An 18,791-nucleotide genomic window follows, 5' to 3' on the forward strand; every position below is an offset into this window, starting at 1 on the left:
GGAGGCTAGGTACGATGTCGCTCTTGACTTTGGATCATATTTCGGTTGCGTATGACAACCAGCTTATTCTGAAAGATTTCAATCTAAGCATCGAACAAGGGCAGCTTGTTTCACTGCTCGGTCCCAGCGGCTGCGGCAAGACGACGACGCTGCGCCTGATTGCGGGCTTCCTTGTCGCCAAAGACGGCAAATTTATGTTCGGCGGCAAGGATTACACCCGCGTCCCGGTCAATAAGCGCAATTTCGGATTTGTGTTTCAGAGCTACGCGCTGTTTCCTCACCTGTCCGTTTTTGAAAACGTGGCTTTCGGGCTCCGCCTTCGCAAGATGAAGGAAGACGAGGTCAAACGCCGCGTGCTTCGCATTCTGGAGGTCGTAAGTCTGGCCGGCTTTGAAAAGCGTTTCCCGCGCGAGCTGTCCGGAGGACAGAGACAACGGGTGGCGATCGCACGCGCGCTCGTCATTGAGCCCGACCTGCTGCTGTTCGATGAACCGCTCAGCAACCTGGACGCCAACCTGCGTGTCAGCATGCGGGTAGAAATTCGGCGGATCCAGCAGGAGCTCGGAATTACCACTGTATACGTTTCGCACGACCAGGAGGAATGCTTCTCGATCTCGGACAGGGTGGCGATCATGAACCAGGGGAATATCGAGCAGCTTGACGCTCCGTCCACGATCTTCAGATACCCTGCGACCGAGTATGTCGCCCGTTTTATCGGATTTCAGAATTTCCTTCACTTCTCGGAACGCCAAGACACAGATGGGGAGATCGAGCTTACGCTTGGATCGCAAAAATTCAAAGCGATCAAGCATCAGGGCACTTCCCATCCAGACGCACGAAAAGGCGCATTCCGGCCTGACGATCTCGCGCTTACCGAGCAAGAGAACCGTTTGACGGACAATGTGCTGCCGGGCATCATCAAGGTCAGCACGTATCTGGGCCGAAGCTACCAGTATGCGGTCGAGACTGAATACGGAGAATTCACGGTCAACCAGGAAATGGATACGCCCTATCTCAGCGGCCAACGAATAAACCTCATTTTCCCCAAAGAGAAAATGGTATTGGTAGAATAAGGATAATTAGGAGATAAACGATGAATGTAGACCAACTGATTGTGAACGCAAAAGTATATAACAGCTACTTTAAAAGATTTGAAGAGGCTAATGTTGCGGTATCGGACGGCAAATTTCTGTACATCGGAGAACGCGGGACAGAGACGTTTACGGCCAGTGAGGTGATTGACGCCGGCGGTCGCTGGATGATCCCGGGACTGGTCGACATCCACCTGCATATCGAGAGCTCCATGATTACCCCGGCTACCTTCTCTTACGGCCTGATCAAGAACGGTGTGACGACGATCGTTCCTGAACCGCATGAAATGGCCAACGTCTTCGGTGTAGAAGGCGTTCGGGAAATGATCGCAGCGAGCAAGGAATGTACGGCTGACATGTTTTACGCGATTCCAAGCTCGGTACCGGCTACCTCGATGGAGACAACAGGCGGTTCGATTGAGATTGAAGATATGGACGAGCTGCTCAAATCCGAGCGGATGATCTGCCTCGGCGAAATTATGAACTATGTCGATGTCATCCGTGATCCGGATTGCAAGACGAACCGCATTCTGCGTCATATTCGCGCTAATTACCCCGATCTGACCATCGAGGGCCATACCCCCAAGCTGCTCGATCTTGATCTGCATCAGCTCATTGCTGCCGGTGTCGACTCGGACCATACTCACCAGAGCGTCCAAGGAATGGAGGCCCGCATTGCGGCAGGCATGTTCCTAGAAATTCAGGAAAAATCGATGACCCGCGAAGTGATGGATTATTTGCTTGAACACGATGTAGCCGAGCATTTCTGCTTTGTCACCGACGACGTCATGACAGACGCTTTCGTTGAAACCGGGCATCTCAACCATATCGTTCGCAAAGCCATTTCTATGGGAATGAGGCCTGAAGACGCCATTTACGCCGCGACCTTCACGTCAGCCCGGCGGATGAAGCTGCTCGACCGGGGCAGCATCGCACCGAATAAGATCGCCGATTTCCTGCTGCTGTCCGATCTGGAGAAGCTGGAAATCGATGAGGTATACAAGAATGGCCGCAAGGCGTACAGCAAGAACGAGCCGTACAAACACTTGGCGCCTTCGAAGCAGTTCCCTGCGCATTTTTACACAAGCGTGCGGCTTGACCCGCTTTCGCTTGACGATTTCCGCGTTCAGGTCAGTTCAGAAGATGGACAGTATACGGGCCGCGTGATGTTCGTACGGAACAATTCCACGTTTACCGAGGAACGTCACGTTCCCGTAAACGTCAAGGACGGACAGCTGGAGTGGCAGCAAAGCGGCTGCGGACTGATCGCCACGTTCGAGCGTTACGGCAAGAACGGGAACCGTGCTTACGGACTGATAGGCGGTGACACGGTCCAGCGCGGCGCTGTGGCTACAACCTATTCGCACGATAACCACAACCTGCTCGTGGTCGGCCGAAACCCTGAGGATATGCTGATTGCAGCCAACGAGGTGATCCGAAGCCAGGGCGGCTTCTGCGTCGTGGAGGATGGGCAGGTGCTGGCCATGATGAAGCTGCCGGTAGGCGGCATACTGACAGAAGCACCGCTTGAAGAAGCAGGCCGAAGCGTCCAGGAGCTCCGCTCGGCGATGACGTCGCTCGGCTACAAACACTACAACCCGATCATGTCGATCAGCACCCATTCGCTGCCGGTAAGCCCTGCGCTGAAGATTACCGACCAGGGCCTGATCGATGTGGGCCAAGGCAAGATTGTGTCTCTGCTGATCGATGCCGAATAAAGAACGATGAAATAAAGTCAAAAGCCGCGCTTCTGGCACCAGATGAGGTGTCTGGAAAGCGCGGCTTTTACGTGCTGTGAAATTTCACGTGAATGCCTTTATGAGTTCTTCTACTGTTCGGTAGTAATAGGTAGGATTTTCTGTTCTCAACTCCAGCTCGCTGCCATAACCATAGCCTACCCCGATGGTGTCGATGTTGTTGTTTCTGGCCCCAATCATATCGTGCTTCCGATCGCCGATCATGATCGCCTGTTCCTTGGCCAGATTGTACGTTTCTAAAATATGCGCAATAAGCTCTGACTTATCGGATCTTGTACCATCCATTTCGCTGCCGTGAATATATGTAAAGTATTGGTCCAGATCAAAGTGTTCAAGAATCTGCTTCGAAAACAGCGTAGGCTTTGAGGTGGCTACGATTAAAACTTTCCCCTGGGATTGCAGAAGCGCTAACAGTTCCGTGATGCCGTTGTACACTTCGTTCTCATACATTCCCCTTTCCCTGTAATAAACCCGGTAATGCTCCACGGCTGTCCAAGCGTCTTGTTCCGAAAATGAATAGTATTCGGCAAAAGATTTGGCAAGCGGCGGTCCAATAAACGGTTCCAGCTTATCCAAATCATTCTCAATGATGTTGAATTGCGATAATGCGTATTGCACCGCTTTGGTTATGCCAACCTTTGGATCCGTCAATGTACCGTCCAAATCAAATAAAATATGCGTATATGACATCAACTTGCTCAAACGGCTCTCTCCTCTTTATCATGATTTAAGATTCACGTTCCACTGGAACCCGCTGCTTTTGCGTCGTATCCAGGAGTATCGCTCATCCTTTTTCATTTTCCGGCAAGGATGGTTTGCTTCCTGACGCTGTTCTTCGCATATAACTTTCCGGGTCTTTTTCAAACCCGTACTTCTCATATAAACCATGCGCGTCGCGAGTAGCCAAAATTCCTTTCATTCCCGCATATTCTTCAGAGCTGACAATGACTTCGATTAATTTTTTTCCGATACCCAAGCCTTGATATTCTTCCAAAACAAACACATCACATAAATAGAAAATTGTGGCTTCATCCGTGACAACTCGCGCAAACCCTATTTGCCTGTCATCATGGTACACACCGAAGCATTTCGAAGTTTCAATCGATTTCAAAATCCGTTCAGACGGTCTTTGATTGGCCCAGTAGCTTCTTTGCAAGTAATCAAGCACTACTTGATTGTTGATCTTGTCTTTGTCATTAGAGATTATGAAATCCTTATATAGAACCTCCATGAAATCCCCCCCTTCTCCCATTACTCAGACTTATCTAATATATCCCGCAGAGCTGATAAATGGTTGATTACAATATGGCCGCTATCAGCTTCGACTGTATCTTGGCCTCGCAGCACCGTATCGTGAGCTAATCCTTTTACTTGTTCTTCATTTAGTTTGAGGACAGGCAGTTCTTCTGCAATAATGCTGTAAAACTGTATAAAATGCTTTATACTCCTCGTCTTCGGTTAAAATTAGCGGATTTCGCTCCATATATTTACCAGCTTTATAAAAAGCGCGTTATTTCAAATCTTGCTCCAAAGCAGCAAACGTTTCTCTATTCACAAATTGATCGAAGTTAGGGGAATAAACCAATGGCCAGTGCTTGGATGATTCAATACTCGCCCTGAATCAAACAGAATCCCTTTTATACTAGCAAATTCCTTCATCGACACCACTCACTTTGGGGATTACCTTCCAACTCTCTTCAACTGCTATCATCATTTCATTTTGTTCGAACGGCAGCTCATTAAATTGGACCTTGTAATTAGAGACATCCGCGCTTCCCGCTTGTAATTTCAGGATAACGGATTGATCCAGGCTGGCGATCTTTTTCAATGCGATGAACTCTGCATCCCTTATTTCCTTTGACAGACTGTCAAGATTTGTCTCTGCATTTCCAAACGCAATTGTGATTTTACTGTATGTTACTTGTTGCTTGGATTTCGAAAAAATATCATCGTGTGCACGGGTCATGAACAGGTCATAGCTTTCCTGATCCTCCCAAAATGCAAAAACATGCGCTGTGCCATCCTGTGCTTTACTCCATCCCCCTATTTGGCCTAGGAAACCGGGTAATTCTCGAAGAGCGCTCCAATGTTCCTGGCCTTGCGAGAAATTCTGAACATGTTGCTCGGGAACTGTACATTGAATCCATTTGACGAGCATAGGTTTATTCATCTCCTGACTTAAACAATCTTATCTAATGAAAGCTGCAATTTCATTGATTTTCTCAATATCGCTTGGGCGTATCTTTAATGTCGTCTCTGGAACTCCTGTTCCTCCATACACATATGTAAACCGATGCAATTGCCTGTCGAATATCGTTGGCAATTCGGTCTGGATTAAGGATACGCTGCCGATCTTGCTGGAGGTTACCTGCTCCACTTCTTTGGGCGATGCCAATTTGACCTGTTCAACCGATAATATGCTCTTTATCGTATCGAAATCCACCCGGGCATAATCGCCTGAAACAATTAGAACGTAAAATCCTTGTTCTGTTTTCAAAATCAGCGTCTTTGCGGTTTGTCCAATTTCTATCCCGAAATAATCGGCCCCCTCTTGTGCAGTATGAAGTTGCCTGGCATGTTTGATAATTTCATATTCAATATGAAGTTTTTCTAAAATCGCAACTAATGTATCCATAGCCGGCTTCTCTTCTTTCTTTTGCTATTTTCACATCAGTATAGCGTATTATGATGCAGATTTATAGTAAGGTTTTCCAACCTATTCCCGGCAAAATGCACATATTTAAGTTCGGACAGCCATATACATGTCTCATCTTATACCTTATGGGGGTACTTTGTATGCTGCATGTTACGGTCCTAGCGCTCTATCTGCTGCTAACGGGTTGGGTAGTAAGTTATGTCATGATCCATCGAAGATGGCTTGACACCATGATCGGCATGATGACTTCCATGTCGGTTGGAATGATCAGCGGTTTAGGGATAGGGAGTACCACGGGCTTAATGCTTCCCGGGTATTTCTTTCAGGCAACCGTTCTCAGCATGCTCGCCGGCGGATTATGCGGTCTGATCAGCGGGCTTCCGCTCGGCATGCTGGCCGTTCTGGACGGAACGCTATCCGGTCTTATGGCCGGTATGATGGGAACGATGCTGATTATTATGGTTCCGCCATCTTTTGCACACACAACTGTTCTGTTATTATCCATTGTTGGGTCCGCGATCCTGTTCGCCGTTCATTTGCTGCTGCTGCAAGAAACCCATAGGGAACAGGCCGGATTTATCGGGAAGCCCGGGGTATTGTTCAGTATGATCGCTGCCTTTCAGTTCCTGTTCTTCTTCCAAGCATCCAGCCTAAATTCTACTCCGCTATCTGCTGAACATCTTCATCATCATGACTCTATCATAGAATCTGATTTAGCAGACATGGGAACAGACCCAAGCAGCAATGAACTGCTAATTAAGGCGTCGGAATTTGCTTTTACCCCGAATAAGATTGAAGTTGCCGTAAATGACAATGTTCTGGTGACTTTGGATAACGAGGGGAAAGTCGAACATGACTTGGAAGTAGTTGGAACGGGCGTCCATATCCATGCTGAAGCAGGTCACAAAAAGAGCGACAACATCCGGTTTTCCAAACCCGGAACTTATAGGGCGGTTTGTACTTTGCCCGGACACCAGGAGGCGGGGATGGTTGCAATTATTCATGTTAAAAAATAATGGCTATAAAAAAAATTCGGCGACCGCCCCCGGATTCAACATCCGGGGAGCAGTCGCCGCTTAGGCTGCTTAGCTAGTCGTCTATTATTTTTCAAGCATGAACGCTGACTTTGCCATCAAGGACATCTTTGGCCCGGTTTTTATCAAGCAAGCCTTCCCAACGGGAAATGACGAACGTGGCAACTGCGTAGCCGATAATGTTGACCGTTGTACGGTAATTACCCATGAACCGGTCTGGGGCAAGCATCAGCGCCACCGCGGCCATCGAGATCGATCCCGTTGCAGCAGCCGTCGCTGATAATGCGACAAATGCGGAACCCGGTATTCCGGCCATCCCTTTAGACGTAAGCAGTAGAACGCCCAGAATCATAAGCTGCTCGGCAATGCTCAAGTCGACGCCGGTCGCTTGGGCAAGAAACACCAGCGCGAGCGACAGGTAGATGGATGCTCCATCCAAGTTAAAGGAGTAACCGGTCAGCACCACAAGACCGACAACCGCGCGGTTGCAGCCGGCGTGTTCGAACTTGTCCATCAGCTGCGGCATTACCGCTTCTGTCGAACCTGTTGCGAATGCGAGCATGATTTCCTCCCGGATATAGAGGATCATTTTCCAGAGACTTAGGCCAAGGTATACCCGTACGATAATGGCAAGTACAACGATGAAGACAAGACAAGCAACTGTCATGGCGACAAACAGTTTGCCGAACGAAACCAGGGTATCAATTCCGTACTGACTCACAGCGAAAGCCATTGCGCCGAATGTGGCTAAAGCCGTAAGCTTCATGATATAGCCAACAATTTTAAACATTACTTCGTTAACCCGTTCCAGAAAATCGACGAGTACCTCGGTAGTGCGTCCCACTACATGGACGAGCGCAAAACCAAACAAGCAGGAGACCAGCAGCACCTGAAGCATGGTGTTGGTTGCAAAAGCTCCTACGGCGCTATCCGGAATGATATTCAGCAAAAACTCGGCCTCACTGGGAAGATGTGACCCCTTCGTTGCTTTATCTACAGCTTCCGTGGACAAAGTAGCGGGATCGACCTTCATTCCTGCTCCAGGATTGAACAAGTTCGCCACGACCATACCGATGATCAGCGCAAAGGTGGTTACGATCTCAAAGTAGAGGAGCGTTTTGCCTCCGATTTTGCCGACGGTCTTGATGTTGCCAACCTTGGCAATGCCAACGACAACGACACCAAAAACAAGCGGCGAAATAATCATTTTAATCAATTTGATGAATCCGTCACTGACCGGCTTTAACCCAACGCCAATCGTTGGCCAAAATGCCCCACTAAAATACCTGCAACGATCGACACAATGATTTGAAAGAAGAGTCCCTTATAAAAAGGTTTCTTGGCTGCTGCTGATTGTCCACTCATTACATTTCCCCCTTTTCGAAGCTTCCTCGTTAATTTACATGTAAATTTATATTACATAATATATTGGATTTCATATGTAAAAACATTAGGCAACTCTTATAAATCGACTTCTCCTGATTGTACATCTTGCATAAAACAATGACACATCAAAAGGCGGCCAAAGGATTTTCGCTCCTTTAACCGCCTTCCGAATCGATATTGATGTAAGATTCCCTTCCACAAAACGGGCGTTCAGACCTCTTTTGACTCCTTGGCAAAGAACAAACTGATAAAACCAACCAGCAGCAGCGCGCCTGCTAAATAGAACCCGGATGCCATGCTGCCTGTTTGATCAGCCAGATACCCTGTAACGACCGGGACAAAAATCGATGAACACATTCCAATAAAGTTATAGACACCAAAAGCGGTGCTGTACCTTTCTTTAGGTGTGTTATCCGCAACAAAGGCGACCAAAACAGGATCAAGCGCAAGCTTTCCTGTGAAACCGTAAAAAATCAATGCGACAATAAGCAGCTTAATATCCTGAATATAAGCTATTGCGCAAATGGAGACAGCAGCACACGGGATCAATAGAAAGGCCAGCGGTTTTCTTTTCCCAAGCTTATCGGAAATGATACTGCAGACGATCGCTCCGGGAATGGATGCCCAAGCGACCCATGATGAAATGAAACCGACTTCGCTGCCCGCAAGTCCGCGTTCCGATTGCAGATAATAAGGCAGCCAGGTAAGAATCATAAAAAACCCGTATATGGAACAGAAGACTACAATATAGCTCACGACCAGATTTCGATTTTTGAAAAGGGAAAGAAAGGACGTCTTATTCGCCTGTGTAGGCTGCTTGGTTGCTGAGACAGGCTTTCTCTGCTTATTCGCATTCAACACCGACCAGATCAATAGACCGACAAGAACTGTAGGAATAGCAAACACGAAGAAGCTCGTACGCCAGTTAAACCCCCGGTCCAATGTAATATAACTGGATGCAATAAATCCCAGCGCAGTGCCAAAAGCTCCGCCGCTATTAATCAACGCGCTGCCGAGTGAACGATATTTTTGCGGAATGATTTCTGAGGCAAGTGCAAACTGAGGACCGAAATAGGTTCCCTGACCTGCACCCACTATGGCTCCGGCAATAAGCAGAGCTCCAAAACTTGATGCTAAACCGGTTATTCCGGTAAATAAGCCAAACAGAATAAATCCGGGTACCAAGACCCATTTTTTGCTGAAACGATCTCCTATAATCCCTGAGGGAATTTGGACAGCAGCGTAAGCAAGAAAAAAGACGCTGTTCATCAAGCCCGTTTGCGCATTCGTTAAGCCGAATTCCGCTTTTATATTCCCCATCACAGGGTTCAGAATCGTCCGGTCGGCGTACATAAATACCCAGCCCAGAAAGAACACGACGACAATTTTGAACCAATAAGGGATTGTGAAGGCAGATTTAATATTTGCCGATTTTTGCAATTCCATACCATGCAAGCCACCTGTCGATTTGTTTTAATAGCCCGATAAGACCTATTTTGCCAGTTCTCATTCTAGAAAAAGATCACATCGATGTCATTGAGCAACATAGACGAAAAAATCACATTTGTTTGTGCAAAATGTCTATCAGACAAATAAGAAAACCGCCTAGGGGCGTCCTTTATCCGTGCTACGTGCTACGTTTGTGTTTGGGGGAGGGGGAGGGACTGGGTATGGGGTTCCACCGCTGTTAGAGCCATGTTCTTTGGAACTTGCTATATGGTTAGAACCTGACTCTAAAGGCGGCCGCTCCGCTCTCCACCCCACACCCAGTCCCTCTTTTGATCGACTTCCAGCTGAAATCGACGGTCTTCCTCCGCGCTTGCATCTATTTGCTCTGGCGCACTTAAGCGCCTTTATTGGCGTTATTTCTTCTGTTAGTCCGTTCTTGTGTGCCTCATCCCTTAGTCAGGAGAAATCGCCACTCACGTGCGATTTTTTCCCTTATTACATCGCTGCGGTCCGTTAGCCTACCCAAATGTCTATCTTCTTCAAAAAAGCGTCAGCTATGTCCGTTGCACCTGTCTGCGGAGATTACATAAACTGACCGCAATCATCGATCAGTTTTCTCGCCTAATGCCCCCTTACGCTTTAGTTCTGTAAAGGATTTAAACTTTCTTATATGTTCAAAAAAAACCGGGAAACGCAGGCGATCTCCTGTGTTTCCCGGTTTCTAAACTGAATTAATTGTTTCTGTATAAGTTGAACTAAAGAACAGCATAGAGAACGGAGAAGATGGATAGTTCAGAAGAAGCGAAGCGTTCGCCTTTGCCCCCGGATTTCTTCTACTTAAGCCTATTCAAAGAAATCCGGGGGGAACAGCGATCGTAGGAACTATCCATCTTCGCAGTGACACATGATTCAATCATTTGTGCAGGCTTATATAGTCACTGAGCCCCTAAAGCAGCGAGCGCACCAGCAGCGCGATCCGAAGCCCCAGTATTTCATTCGGGTCCTTCAAGTTTCTGCCAAGAATTTCTTCACACTTCTCCAGACGGTAAGTTACCGTGTTGCGGTGTATGAAAAGCTGTTTGGCGGTTTCTGAAATTTGGCAGTTGTTCTCCAAATAAACGGCAAGGGTTTGAACAAGATCGATTTTTTCTTTATCCGCTGTATCCGCAAGTCCTTTTAGCGCCGTGTTATAGAACTGCTTTAGACTTTTTTCGGGAATCATACGCAGCAGTTCGGTCAGCTCTTTGACACGATAAGATTGAATAAACCTCGTCTGCTTCGCTAAATAGCCCGTGCGCAGTGCATCGATGGCTTTATGAAAGCAGTTCGGTATATCAGCAACCTGCTTGGCGAAATTGCTGATGCCAAAGGACATGCTCACGTGCAGAAGTTCGTATATTTCATCCTGAATCATTCGTACGATCCCTGTAATTTCTTGCTCGGATTCCTCTCCGAACGTAGTTAACGGAATTAATATGACAAAAAAATCCCCTTTGGTAAACAGAATTGATTCCTTTATTTTTCTGACAATGGCAGCTTCAAGCTGCTCATAGATGGCATCTTTAAATTTGCGAATCCGTTCCTCGGTGTGCACAAATTTCTTGCTGTACAGTTCGGCGCTATCGTCTATTTTCCCTACGATGCAGTGGTAGGATTGCATTTTTAGCAGCCCGTAATATTTTCCTCGCTTGAGGATCTCGTCTTCCGACACCATATCCCCATCCAGGAAATCAGCAAAAAACTCATTCTTGATCCGCCTTGAATTCTCTTCAATGGCGCGATGCTTCATCATATCAAAACCGATGACGTTCGCGGCCTGCTCGATGGCAAGCACGGAGAACGTATCCTCCAGCATAATCATCCCGAAGACGACAATATAGCCCAGCTGTTCATCATAAATTTCAAACGGAAATAAAGTGATGGTTTGCTTCTTGCTATCTTCAGGTTCATACAATGAAAGATGCAGCACGCCGGTCTTTTCTTTCAGCGGCTTTTTCTTCGTTTGTGCTATGGCATCGAACATACGATCTACAGGTACGGCTCGATCCGAATGAGATTGCGCCAAATTTTCCAAGCGATGGTTCAGGACTAGAACAGGCTGCTGGATCAGCTTCCCCAGACTGTCTGTAATGGCTTTAATCCCTCCCCCTTTCATGATCAGCTCCGAAAAATCTCGATGCGTATCAAGAGCGTACCGCAGTTCTTCAGTTCTCTTTTCCAGAATAAAACTTAAAATTTGCGTTGAAAGCTCACCAAGCGGAGCATCCAGCGGAATTTCGATAATCGGAAAAGCCAGCTCGTTTGCTTCATCAATAACTTCCGCAGGGATTTCGGATATGAAGCGTTTTGTTTTGATTCCAAGGCCAGCGCACCCTTTTGCAGCCATTTGCCTGACCAGCTCCAGTAAGCCGCCCGGATTTTCCTTCATGCTAAAAGCAGTCGTTAACAGAAGCTCGTCCGCTTTGAGAAAATCAATTATATCGGGAGCATCCATCATATTTACGCTCTCTACGTTTCTCGTGATTCCGTTTTGCCCCGCAGCGATCCGGGCCCCCTTAAGCAGAGACATATTTAAAACATCTTGTATTTTCAAGTCTAGTCACCTCGCCCGTTATTATAACAGCATCCCCGGTCAAACAACCCCGTTTGTTTATTATGCATGATATTCTTTATAATTTTTATATATTTTATACAATGAATCATGGAAGGTATTCCACTAAACTTAAAGAATATGTATAATTCTATCACTAAACAGCAGGCGGGAGGAATGACATGAATGAGCATACGGTTTTTCAGGCTCTGCCGTCATTAACAGCGATTACGGAAGAAATGGTCAATTGGTTGGCTTCCTATGGCGCTGATCCGGAAGGTGGAGTAACCCGTCTTTTGTATTCCCCTTCTTGGGTTCAGGCACAACATGCGCTGGAACAAAAAATGAAGGATACGGGATTGCATGTATTTTATGATGATGTAGGCAACTTGTTCGGAAGGCTTGAGGCTTCTGGCCAGTCTACCGGTTCAATTGTCACAGGATCTCATGTCGACACCGTAAAATGCGGAGGCAAATATGACGGGGCTTATGGGATCATTGCCGGTTTGATTGCATTACAATATTTGAAAGAAACCTATGGCCCACCGAAAAGGCATCTGGAAGTGGTTTCCCTGTGTGAAGAGGAAGGCAGCCGATTCCCTTTAACTTACTGGGGTTCCACCAATATTACCGGCAAAGCGTCTTATCAGCAAATCGAACAGCTGAAGGATACAGAAGGTACTTCTTTTACAAAGGCCATGCAAGAAGCTGGGTTTGGCCAAGGATCGCACGGGATTGGCAAGCGCGACGATATTCAGGCATTTATTGAGCTTCACGTAGAACAAGGCGGGATATTGGAGTATGAGAACAAGTCGATCGGCATCGTCCAGCAAATTGTTGGACAAAAGCGCTACACGATTGAGCTGACCGGTGAAGCCAACCATGCCGGGACAACACCGATGCGGTGGAGAAAAGATGCGTTACGAGGCGCAAGCGAGATGATTCATTATTTAATGGAATCCGCGGACGAAACAGGCGCGCCGCTGGTAGCCACTGTAGGGCAGCTTGCGGTGGAACCCAATATATCCAACGTCATTCCGAACAAGGTGACCTTCTCCATTGATGTCAGACACCCTAGCGGCATCATGCTGGACCAGTTTGCCCTTCAATTTACGGAAATGTTCAAACAAATCGCAGATCAGAGAAAACTGCACATGATCATCGATAAGCGGTTGGATGCGGCTCCGATTGAAATGGACGCTCGCTTGACTAAACAATGGGAAGAGATCTGCCAGAATCAAGGCATGGCCTATAAATACATGGCTAGCGGCGCAGGACATGACTCACAGGTGTTTGCATCTTTTTGTCCTACCACGCTCATTTTTACGCCAAGTCACCGAGGAATCAGTCACTCTCCCCTGGAGTATACCGCCACAGAAGATTTGGCAGCAGGTGTTTCCGTACTGATTGAAATGCTTTATAAACTCGGGTATGAAAAGGAGATGCTATAACGATGTACAAAGACCTTGATACTTCCTTGCGAACGATTATGACACCGGGCCCTGTCGAGGCTGAACCAAGAGTGCTGAGAGCCATGTCCACGCCAATTCTCGGACAGTTTGATCCGGAATTTACGGATATCATGAATGAAACGATGGAGATGCTTAGACAGCTATTCCAAACGGACAATCAGTGGGCATTTCCTGTAGACGGAACTTCGAGAGCAGGGATTGAAGCCGTTCTGTGCAGCATCATCGAACCCGGAGACCGCGTTTTGGTTCCGATTTATGGCCGTTTCGGGCATCTGCTGACTGAAATCGCAGAACGTTACGGCGCTGATGTCGTTACTATGGATACTACCTGGGGAAAGGTGTTTGATCCTCAAGCCGTCATTCAGGAAATGGACAAAGTAAAGCCCAAAATTGTGGCGATGGTTCACGGGGAAACTTCAACCGGCTGCATGCAGCCCCTTAAGGAAATCGGGGAAGCTTGCCGTCAAAGGGACGCCCTCTTCGTCGTCGATGCTGTCGCTTCCATAGGCGGAGCAGAAGTTAAGGTTGACGAATGGAAAATCGACGCCTGCATTGGCGGAACGCAAAAATGCTTGTCCGTCCCTTCCGGAATGGCTCCCATCACCTTTAACTCAAGAGTGGAGTCGATTCTGCTGCAGCGAAAGAAAATTGAACGCGGGTTGGCGGATCCAAATGCACAGCAATCCAGGTTCACCCGAATGATTCGCAGCAACTATTTCGATCTCAGCCAGTTAATGGATTACTGGAGCCCTGCACGGTTAAACCACCATACCGAGGCAACCACCATGCTGTATGCTTTGCGTGAAGGTCTGCGAATTGTGCTGGATGAAGGCCTTGAGGCCAGGTTCGCAAGACACCAGTTGCATGAACAAGCACTTGTAGAAGGAATTAAAGCGATGGGTTTGGAGTTGTACGGCAACCCTGCCTGCAAGCTCCCGGTCGTAACCTGCATTTCCATACCGGAAGGCGTCGACGGAGAATCCGTTCGTTCCATGCTGCTCGAGGATTTTCATATTGAAATTGCGAGCTCCTTTGGCCCACTTAAAGGAAAAATATGGAGAATTGGTACTATGGGTTATAGCTGCAGGAAGAAGAACGTCCTACACGTGCTAGGTGCGCTTGAGGCGGTACTAATCAGGCACGGCGCACCGGTAAATGCCGGCAAAGCCCTGCAAGCCGCGCTGGATGTTTATCATGAAGCCAAAAGCAAAGCAGCGTTGTAATTCACGTAACGTTTGAAAAAAAAAGCCCTTGCCAGGATCGACCTGAAGTCGATGTGATGGCAAGGGCTTTTTCTGCGGTTTATTGTGCTTCCCGAGGTTGATCCTTAAAGCGGATGGTCATCCATTTTGATCTTTGTTGAAGTGCTTGATCACGACATTTTTAAAGACTGCAGTGCCTCCTTCAGAGAATAGGGTAATTCCCTGATCGTTGAAATCCGGGAAAATTTCACTTGAATAAGCGACTTTCCCGTCATCAACAAAAACTTCAATACTCGTTTTATCGACGAGGATCTTTAAGTGAACATTCTTCTTGCTCTGATCAAAAGGCGCTCTGCTCTCCACGTATTTTCCAGTCTTATCCGGCTGTCCGGTGAAAGCTCTATTCACATACGAGTACCCGCCTTCTGTAAAAACTCCGACATCTGCGTGGCGGTTTTTGTCTGCGGATTCTCGCAGTCTTAATCCTACATTTTTGAGCTCCGACCAAGAGATATCGGTTTCAAGCTGGTACGTATCGCCTGTTACGTCAAGCGTTTTGGAGCCATTAACCTCTATTTGATCTAAAGAATCCGTTGAAACGGCCAATTGATTCAATGCTTCAATGGGTTGAGAAGCCAAGTAATACGCTTGATCGCCTGCTTTCTTTAGTTTAATTTCACGAACAATGGAATCCATACCGTTAAAATCTTCCTGCAAGGTTGGCGTATTATGGACATAGTCCCAATTATTCATCCAAGCGAGAGCATAACGATGATTTAATTTATCGCCGTCTTTTCCTTCTTCAAATGTTACAGCGCCATACCAATCAAAGCCATAATCCAGCCACTGCGGTTCTTTGTAATCCGGGAAGAATTCCTTGCCGTTAAAGTTTCCAGTCCAGTAGGCGTAAGTGTTTGGTTGTCCTATCGATTTGCCGTTTGCGCTGACGCCAAGAACCCATTTAGTAGTCCCGTCATCCGCTCGCATCTGATAAAGATCAGGACACTCTACAATACCGATATTTTCCGTAAAGAAACCACTGGTGTAGGTCCAATTTTTTAAATTTTGAGACTCATAAAAGCCTATTTTCGCCCCTTCAGCCATGGTCATTACCCATTTATGATTCTGGTCATCCCAAATGATTTTCGGATCTCTAAAATCTTTCGGGCCTGGATTCGGCATAACGGGCTTGTCGCTATAGGATTTAAACGTTTTTCCTTTATCTGTGCTGTACCATAAATATTGTTCCTGCTTCCCCCCGTCGGCAGAGGGCTGAGTCACAATCGCCACAAGTGCCCCTTTCCCAAAGCCTGCGGTATTGGAATCATCCACAACGACGGATCCCGTCCATGGATCACCATTACGGTTTGTATATTTAGGGATGGCCACTCCTTCATCTCTCCAGTGCACCAAATCCGTGGATACAGCATGGCGCCATTCTGTTCCATTCCCCTTTGGATAATCACGATTATAGAGATAATAGTAATGATACTCTCCATCGAAATAAATCGGCCTCTGAGGGTCATTCTTCCATTTGTCCGGAGTCGCAAAATGATAATTGGCTCGATAGGTTGGCTTTTGATCAGCGACGGTTGTGACGGTTGTTCTGAGCTTCTTATTGCTTTCGGAATACTGCACTGCTAACCCTATCCCTATCGTCAAAATACTTAATAATATGATGAATATGAATACTCTTCTCTTCAAAATGATCACCTCATTCTCTGCTTTGTGTTCTCTTGTTGTCATTGAGATGAATATTTTATCTATTATAACGAACTTATTTATAATTTCAAATAAGATAAGGCAAATGTATTATTTTAGTCATTTATCCATTTGAGCTTCTGCAATATTTTGCAGATCCATTCTTTACCCATCTCCTCAAATCAGATTCTCCTCTTTATATTTCAAGTAGCCTTTATGAGTTAATTTTTTTAGTTCTTCAAATAAAGCCTTATCTTCTTGCTTAAAATTAAAACACGATTTACCTTGCATTCGTTTCTTTAAGTCATCAGATATGCCAGATAACAATTCCGGATAGGCATATACGGGCATTAAATAGTAGCTAACATAGTTTTTCTTGATCATCGTAGAGGCGAAAAAGCATATCTTCTTGTTGATCGGATTGATTTTAAATGTATCCAGGTAATACTGTTCATTGGTACTGACTTTCAAATCCATTTCAGATTCGTACTGTTCTAAAATCGCTTTTAGAGTATTGAATATCTCGGTAAAATTAAGCTCTTTAACCATTAGACTCCTCCGCTCTTGCAATGAAATTAAGAATGACGCTAGCCCTTCAACCTAAATTCTCGAAAACTAGGTTTCCCTGATACGTACTTCTTTTTCTCCCTCATCCCATACAACATGTATTTCGAATGTTCCCTCTCTAAAAAAATAAGGCAGCCTTCTTCTAACCGATTCTTGCATTGGAAGCTTGTTCAAATCATCAATGTGAATCCATTTTGGCCTGCCTTCTCTTGTATTCGATAATAATTCACCTGTGAAGTCGCTCGTTATGTAGTTATAAATTATGTATCGGTCCCTTGCCTTTTCATTAACATACTCATAAATCCCCTTGAATTTTAAATTCGTAACATCCAAGCCTGTTTCTTCTTTAACTTCTCTAATAGCTCCTTCAACCGGGCTTTCAGGGAAACTCCTTATCCACTAGACCAGCTCTACTTGACCAATTGTTGATTAAAAAAAGTTAATGGATAAAATTTCCCAGCCATAAGATTTTCGGCAATTTGTTTAATGACATCTGCATTACGAAGTTCAATTCGATCCGTAATCATGAAATCAGATATCATGACCCACTTGCTATCTATGATCTCATTCATATCGAACTGAAGAGATCCTCCAGTAATTTCACCAATAAAGTGAAACATGATGACTTGATCGTTCGTACTGCTTACAAAATTATAGACACCCGTTGTCTCCGTAAGCTTGACATCATATCCGGTTTCTTCTTTCACCTCCCTGCAAGCAGCAGCCAGGATATCTTCTCCAGGTTCTATTCGTCCAGATGGGAAATTCCACTGATTCCTGACGGATGATTTATTTTCTTTGATGATCAGCACTTTGCCATCCCGAATTACGGATACACTGGCAACTAAGACAATTCCGTTTTGAGTCATGTATTTGTCCCTTCTTGAGCTTCCTATCTTTATACCATTACAACCTAAACGTCTATCTAATTGGCTTTTCCATTGAATGTAGATCATCTTCCAGGGATATCACTTTTTCGTTAACCGTTTTTATTGCATCATGGATGGCTTGGTTATAAATAACGGGGCCGATCTCTTTTATCATATAATCTAAAAATAATTCCGCCGATAGCTCGCCTATTTCCTCCGATCTTTCTTCATAAAAATAATCCTGTACGCGTTTTATCAATTGTTCCTTCTGTTCTCTTGGCAGCTTTAAAACGATCATGTTACCTACCTCCTCAAAGGTTAGTTGACATCATGATGCCCGTTATTTTATCGCTCTTGTAGTCCTCCATAACTTTCATGTCAAATGGTTTTTTATGCTCATCGTGATCTAAGTGTCCGAAGGACTGACCTATGCTTAAGCCAATAAGCTCCTTTTTCCAAATTTTTGGGGCCATGTTTTTCACTTCTTTTCATGAATGGTACAGCTGAATGTGCTCCCTGCTGCAGACGATTGTAAGTTCTGAAATTAATTTTGCCGGATCGAGGGCTGAATGCCTCCCTTTATCTAACACTTGCATACCATTAATTGATTCCCATCGGGATCTTTAAAGTTAAACCAATGATTATGTTCTATCAAAGTTGTTAAATTTACATTCTTTGATCTCATATATTCATATGCTTCTTCTATATTATCTGTATTAAAATGAAATGCTGGTACTCTAAAAATAGAGTCCTCAGAATAAATTTTACTATCCAAAACAATACTGGTACCCTTCATCGGTATTACAAAGAGATGACCATATAATATTTCTCCATCAACTGGTAGGCCCAGAATGTCACAATACCAATCACGGGCTTGTTCAATGTTGCTTACCGGAATGAATACTGTTCCAATTTGGTTTTGTATTGGGTTCATTCAATCGCCTCCAATTAGTAATAGTTTGGTAGGGGTAGCGTGAATCCGGTGTTTGATGACATCGGCCTTTTTGAAATGCTCTA

The 18,791-nt window shown here is 45.7% G+C and carries 19 protein-coding genes; 5 read left to right on the forward strand and 14 right to left on the reverse strand.

Features of this window, described 5'->3' with window-relative positions:
* The first annotated feature begins 14 nt into the window (after positions 1–14).
* Together K7397_RS12750 and K7397_RS12755 are read left to right on the forward strand one after the other, a co-directional pair.
* A complete protein-coding gene (locus tag K7397_RS12750) occupies positions 15–1,073 on the forward strand; it encodes an ABC transporter ATP-binding protein (protein WP_223068338.1) in 1,059 nt (352 codons plus the stop codon).
* Positions 1,074–1,093: 20 nt separating this feature from the next.
* Complete coding sequence (locus tag K7397_RS12755; RefSeq protein ID WP_223068339.1) at positions 1,094–2,809, forward strand: adenine deaminase; 1,716 nt, start codon at positions 1,094–1,096, stop codon at positions 2,807–2,809.
* A gap of 84 nt (positions 2,810–2,893) precedes the next feature.
* Here K7397_RS12755 and K7397_RS12760 read toward each other — a convergent pair whose 3' ends face one another.
* The 4 genes from K7397_RS12760 to K7397_RS12775 all read right to left on the reverse strand — a co-directional run bounded on the left by K7397_RS12760 (position 2,894) and on the right by K7397_RS12775 (position 5,483).
* A complete protein-coding gene (locus tag K7397_RS12760) occupies positions 2,894–3,541 on the reverse strand; it encodes an HAD family hydrolase (protein ID WP_237690895.1) in 648 nt (215 codons plus the stop codon).
* A gap of 91 nt (positions 3,542–3,632) precedes the next feature.
* Positions 3,633–4,079: a GNAT family N-acetyltransferase gene (locus K7397_RS12765; RefSeq protein ID WP_223068340.1), complete on the reverse strand. Its 447-nt coding sequence runs from the start codon at positions 4,077–4,079 to the stop codon at positions 3,633–3,635.
* Positions 4,080–4,490: 411 nt separating this feature from the next.
* Positions 4,491–5,006 (reverse strand): YdbC family protein, encoded by a 516-nt coding sequence (locus K7397_RS12770; protein ID WP_223068341.1) that lies wholly within the window; start codon positions 5,004–5,006, stop codon positions 4,491–4,493.
* A gap of 30 nt (positions 5,007–5,036) precedes the next feature.
* Positions 5,037–5,483: an aminoacyl-tRNA deacylase gene (locus K7397_RS12775; protein ID WP_223068342.1), complete on the reverse strand. Its 447-nt coding sequence runs from the start codon at positions 5,481–5,483 to the stop codon at positions 5,037–5,039.
* Positions 5,484–5,644: 161 nt separating this feature from the next.
* On the opposite strand from K7397_RS12775, the gene K7397_RS12780 reads away from it, so the two are divergent.
* A complete protein-coding gene (locus tag K7397_RS12780) occupies positions 5,645–6,520 on the forward strand; it encodes a cupredoxin domain-containing protein (RefSeq protein ID WP_223068343.1) in 876 nt (291 codons plus the stop codon).
* A 91-nt stretch (positions 6,521–6,611) separates the two neighbouring features.
* Here the strand turns inward: K7397_RS12780 and K7397_RS12785 are convergent, their stop codons facing one another.
* The 4 genes from K7397_RS12785 to K7397_RS12795 all read right to left on the reverse strand — a co-directional run bounded on the left by K7397_RS12785 (position 6,612) and on the right by K7397_RS12795 (position 11,966).
* The gene (locus K7397_RS12785; RefSeq protein ID WP_337926724.1) at positions 6,612–7,796 is read right to left on the reverse strand and encodes a cation:dicarboxylate symporter family transporter; all 1,185 of its coding nucleotides are present in this window, start codon (positions 7,794–7,796) and stop codon (positions 6,612–6,614) included.
* Positions 7,781–7,903, reverse strand: a complete 123-nt coding sequence (locus K7397_RS21875; protein WP_273545621.1) for a hypothetical protein — start codon at positions 7,901–7,903, stop codon at positions 7,781–7,783. The genes K7397_RS12785 and K7397_RS21875 overlap by 16 nt, the downstream gene beginning before the upstream one ends.
* A gap of 231 nt (positions 7,904–8,134) precedes the next feature.
* Positions 8,135–9,370: an MFS transporter gene (locus K7397_RS12790; protein WP_223068344.1), complete on the reverse strand. Its 1,236-nt coding sequence runs from the start codon at positions 9,368–9,370 to the stop codon at positions 8,135–8,137.
* Positions 9,371–10,319: 949 nt separating this feature from the next.
* Positions 10,320–11,966, reverse strand: a complete 1,647-nt coding sequence (locus K7397_RS12795) for a PucR family transcriptional regulator (protein WP_223068345.1) — start codon at positions 11,964–11,966, stop codon at positions 10,320–10,322.
* Positions 11,967–12,145: 179 nt separating this feature from the next.
* Here K7397_RS12795 and allC point away from each other — a divergent pair, with 179 nt between their 5' ends.
* Together allC and K7397_RS12805 are read left to right on the forward strand one after the other, a co-directional pair.
* Positions 12,146–13,414, forward strand: coding sequence for an allantoate deiminase (gene allC / locus K7397_RS12800; protein ID WP_223068346.1), 1,269 nt, complete (start codon positions 12,146–12,148; stop codon positions 13,412–13,414).
* Positions 13,411–14,658, forward strand: coding sequence for a pyridoxal-phosphate-dependent aminotransferase family protein (locus K7397_RS12805; RefSeq protein ID WP_223068375.1), 1,248 nt, complete (start codon positions 13,411–13,413; stop codon positions 14,656–14,658). Before allC ends, K7397_RS12805 begins: the two co-directional genes overlap by 4 nt.
* Before the next feature lie 117 nt (positions 14,659–14,775).
* Here the strand turns inward: K7397_RS12805 and K7397_RS12810 are convergent, their stop codons facing one another.
* The 6 genes from K7397_RS12810 to K7397_RS12835 all read right to left on the reverse strand — a co-directional run bounded on the left by K7397_RS12810 (position 14,776) and on the right by K7397_RS12835 (position 18,708).
* On the reverse strand, positions 14,776–16,275 hold the full coding sequence (locus K7397_RS12810; RefSeq protein ID WP_420488784.1) for a glycoside hydrolase family 32 protein: 1,500 nt from the start codon (positions 16,273–16,275) through the stop codon (positions 14,776–14,778).
* A gap of 240 nt (positions 16,276–16,515) precedes the next feature.
* Positions 16,516–16,887 carry a hypothetical protein gene (locus tag K7397_RS12815; protein ID WP_223068348.1) on the reverse strand — a complete coding sequence of 124 codons (372 nt, stop codon included), beginning with the start codon at positions 16,885–16,887 and terminating at the stop codon, positions 16,516–16,518.
* A gap of 66 nt (positions 16,888–16,953) precedes the next feature.
* Positions 16,954–17,301 carry an NUDIX domain-containing protein gene (locus tag K7397_RS12820; RefSeq protein WP_223068376.1) on the reverse strand — a complete coding sequence of 116 codons (348 nt, stop codon included), beginning with the start codon at positions 17,299–17,301 and terminating at the stop codon, positions 16,954–16,956.
* 14 nt (positions 17,302–17,315) lie between these two features.
* On the reverse strand, positions 17,316–17,774 hold the full coding sequence (locus K7397_RS12825; protein ID WP_223068349.1) for an NUDIX hydrolase: 459 nt from the start codon (positions 17,772–17,774) through the stop codon (positions 17,316–17,318).
* 52 nt (positions 17,775–17,826) lie between these two features.
* Entirely contained in the window at positions 17,827–18,072 is a 246-nt protein-coding gene (locus K7397_RS12830; protein WP_223068350.1) for a DUF2164 domain-containing protein, read from the reverse strand.
* Between the two features lie 285 nt (positions 18,073–18,357).
* Positions 18,358–18,708 carry a VOC family protein gene (locus K7397_RS12835; RefSeq protein ID WP_223068351.1) on the reverse strand — a complete coding sequence of 117 codons (351 nt, stop codon included), beginning with the start codon at positions 18,706–18,708 and terminating at the stop codon, positions 18,358–18,360.
* Between the last annotated feature and the right edge of the window lie 83 nt (positions 18,709–18,791).

Origin of the sequence: Paenibacillus caui, from assembly GCF_019904135.1 — a bacterium.
Lineage (GTDB): Bacteria > Bacillota > Bacilli > Paenibacillales > Paenibacillaceae > Fontibacillus > Fontibacillus caui.

What these genes read in the sequence shown, in the direction of transcription:
- K7397_RS12750 (WP_223068338.1), top strand. Translation starts at nt 15, where the DNA reads ATGTCGCTCTTGACTTTGGATCATATTTCGGTTGCGTATGACAACCAG.
- K7397_RS12755 (WP_223068339.1), top strand. Translation starts at nt 1,094, where the DNA reads ATGAATGTAGACCAACTGATTGTGAACGCAAAAGTATATAACAGCTAC.
- K7397_RS12765 (WP_223068340.1), bottom strand. Translation starts at nt 4,079, where the DNA reads ATGGAGGTTCTATATAAGGATTTCATAATCTCTAATGACAAAGACAAG.
- K7397_RS12770 (WP_223068341.1), bottom strand. Translation starts at nt 5,006, where the DNA reads ATGCTCGTCAAATGGATTCAATGTACAGTTCCCGAGCAACATGTTCAG.
- K7397_RS12775 (WP_223068342.1), bottom strand. Translation starts at nt 5,483, where the DNA reads ATGGATACATTAGTTGCGATTTTAGAAAAACTTCATATTGAATATGAA.
- K7397_RS12780 (WP_223068343.1), top strand. Translation starts at nt 5,645, where the DNA reads ATGCTGCATGTTACGGTCCTAGCGCTCTATCTGCTGCTAACGGGTTGG.
- K7397_RS21875 (WP_273545621.1), bottom strand. Translation starts at nt 7,903, where the DNA reads ATGAGTGGACAATCAGCAGCAGCCAAGAAACCTTTTTATAAGGGACTC.
- K7397_RS12790 (WP_223068344.1), bottom strand. Translation starts at nt 9,370, where the DNA reads ATGGAATTGCAAAAATCGGCAAATATTAAATCTGCCTTCACAATCCCT.
- allC (WP_223068346.1), top strand. Translation starts at nt 12,146, where the DNA reads ATGAATGAGCATACGGTTTTTCAGGCTCTGCCGTCATTAACAGCGATT.
- K7397_RS12815 (WP_223068348.1), bottom strand. Translation starts at nt 16,887, where the DNA reads ATGGTTAAAGAGCTTAATTTTACCGAGATATTCAATACTCTAAAAGCG.
- K7397_RS12825 (WP_223068349.1), bottom strand. Translation starts at nt 17,774, where the DNA reads ATGACTCAAAACGGAATTGTCTTAGTTGCCAGTGTATCCGTAATTCGG.
- K7397_RS12830 (WP_223068350.1), bottom strand. Translation starts at nt 18,072, where the DNA reads ATGATCGTTTTAAAGCTGCCAAGAGAACAGAAGGAACAATTGATAAAA.
- K7397_RS12835 (WP_223068351.1), bottom strand. Translation starts at nt 18,708, where the DNA reads ATGAACCCAATACAAAACCAAATTGGAACAGTATTCATTCCGGTAAGC.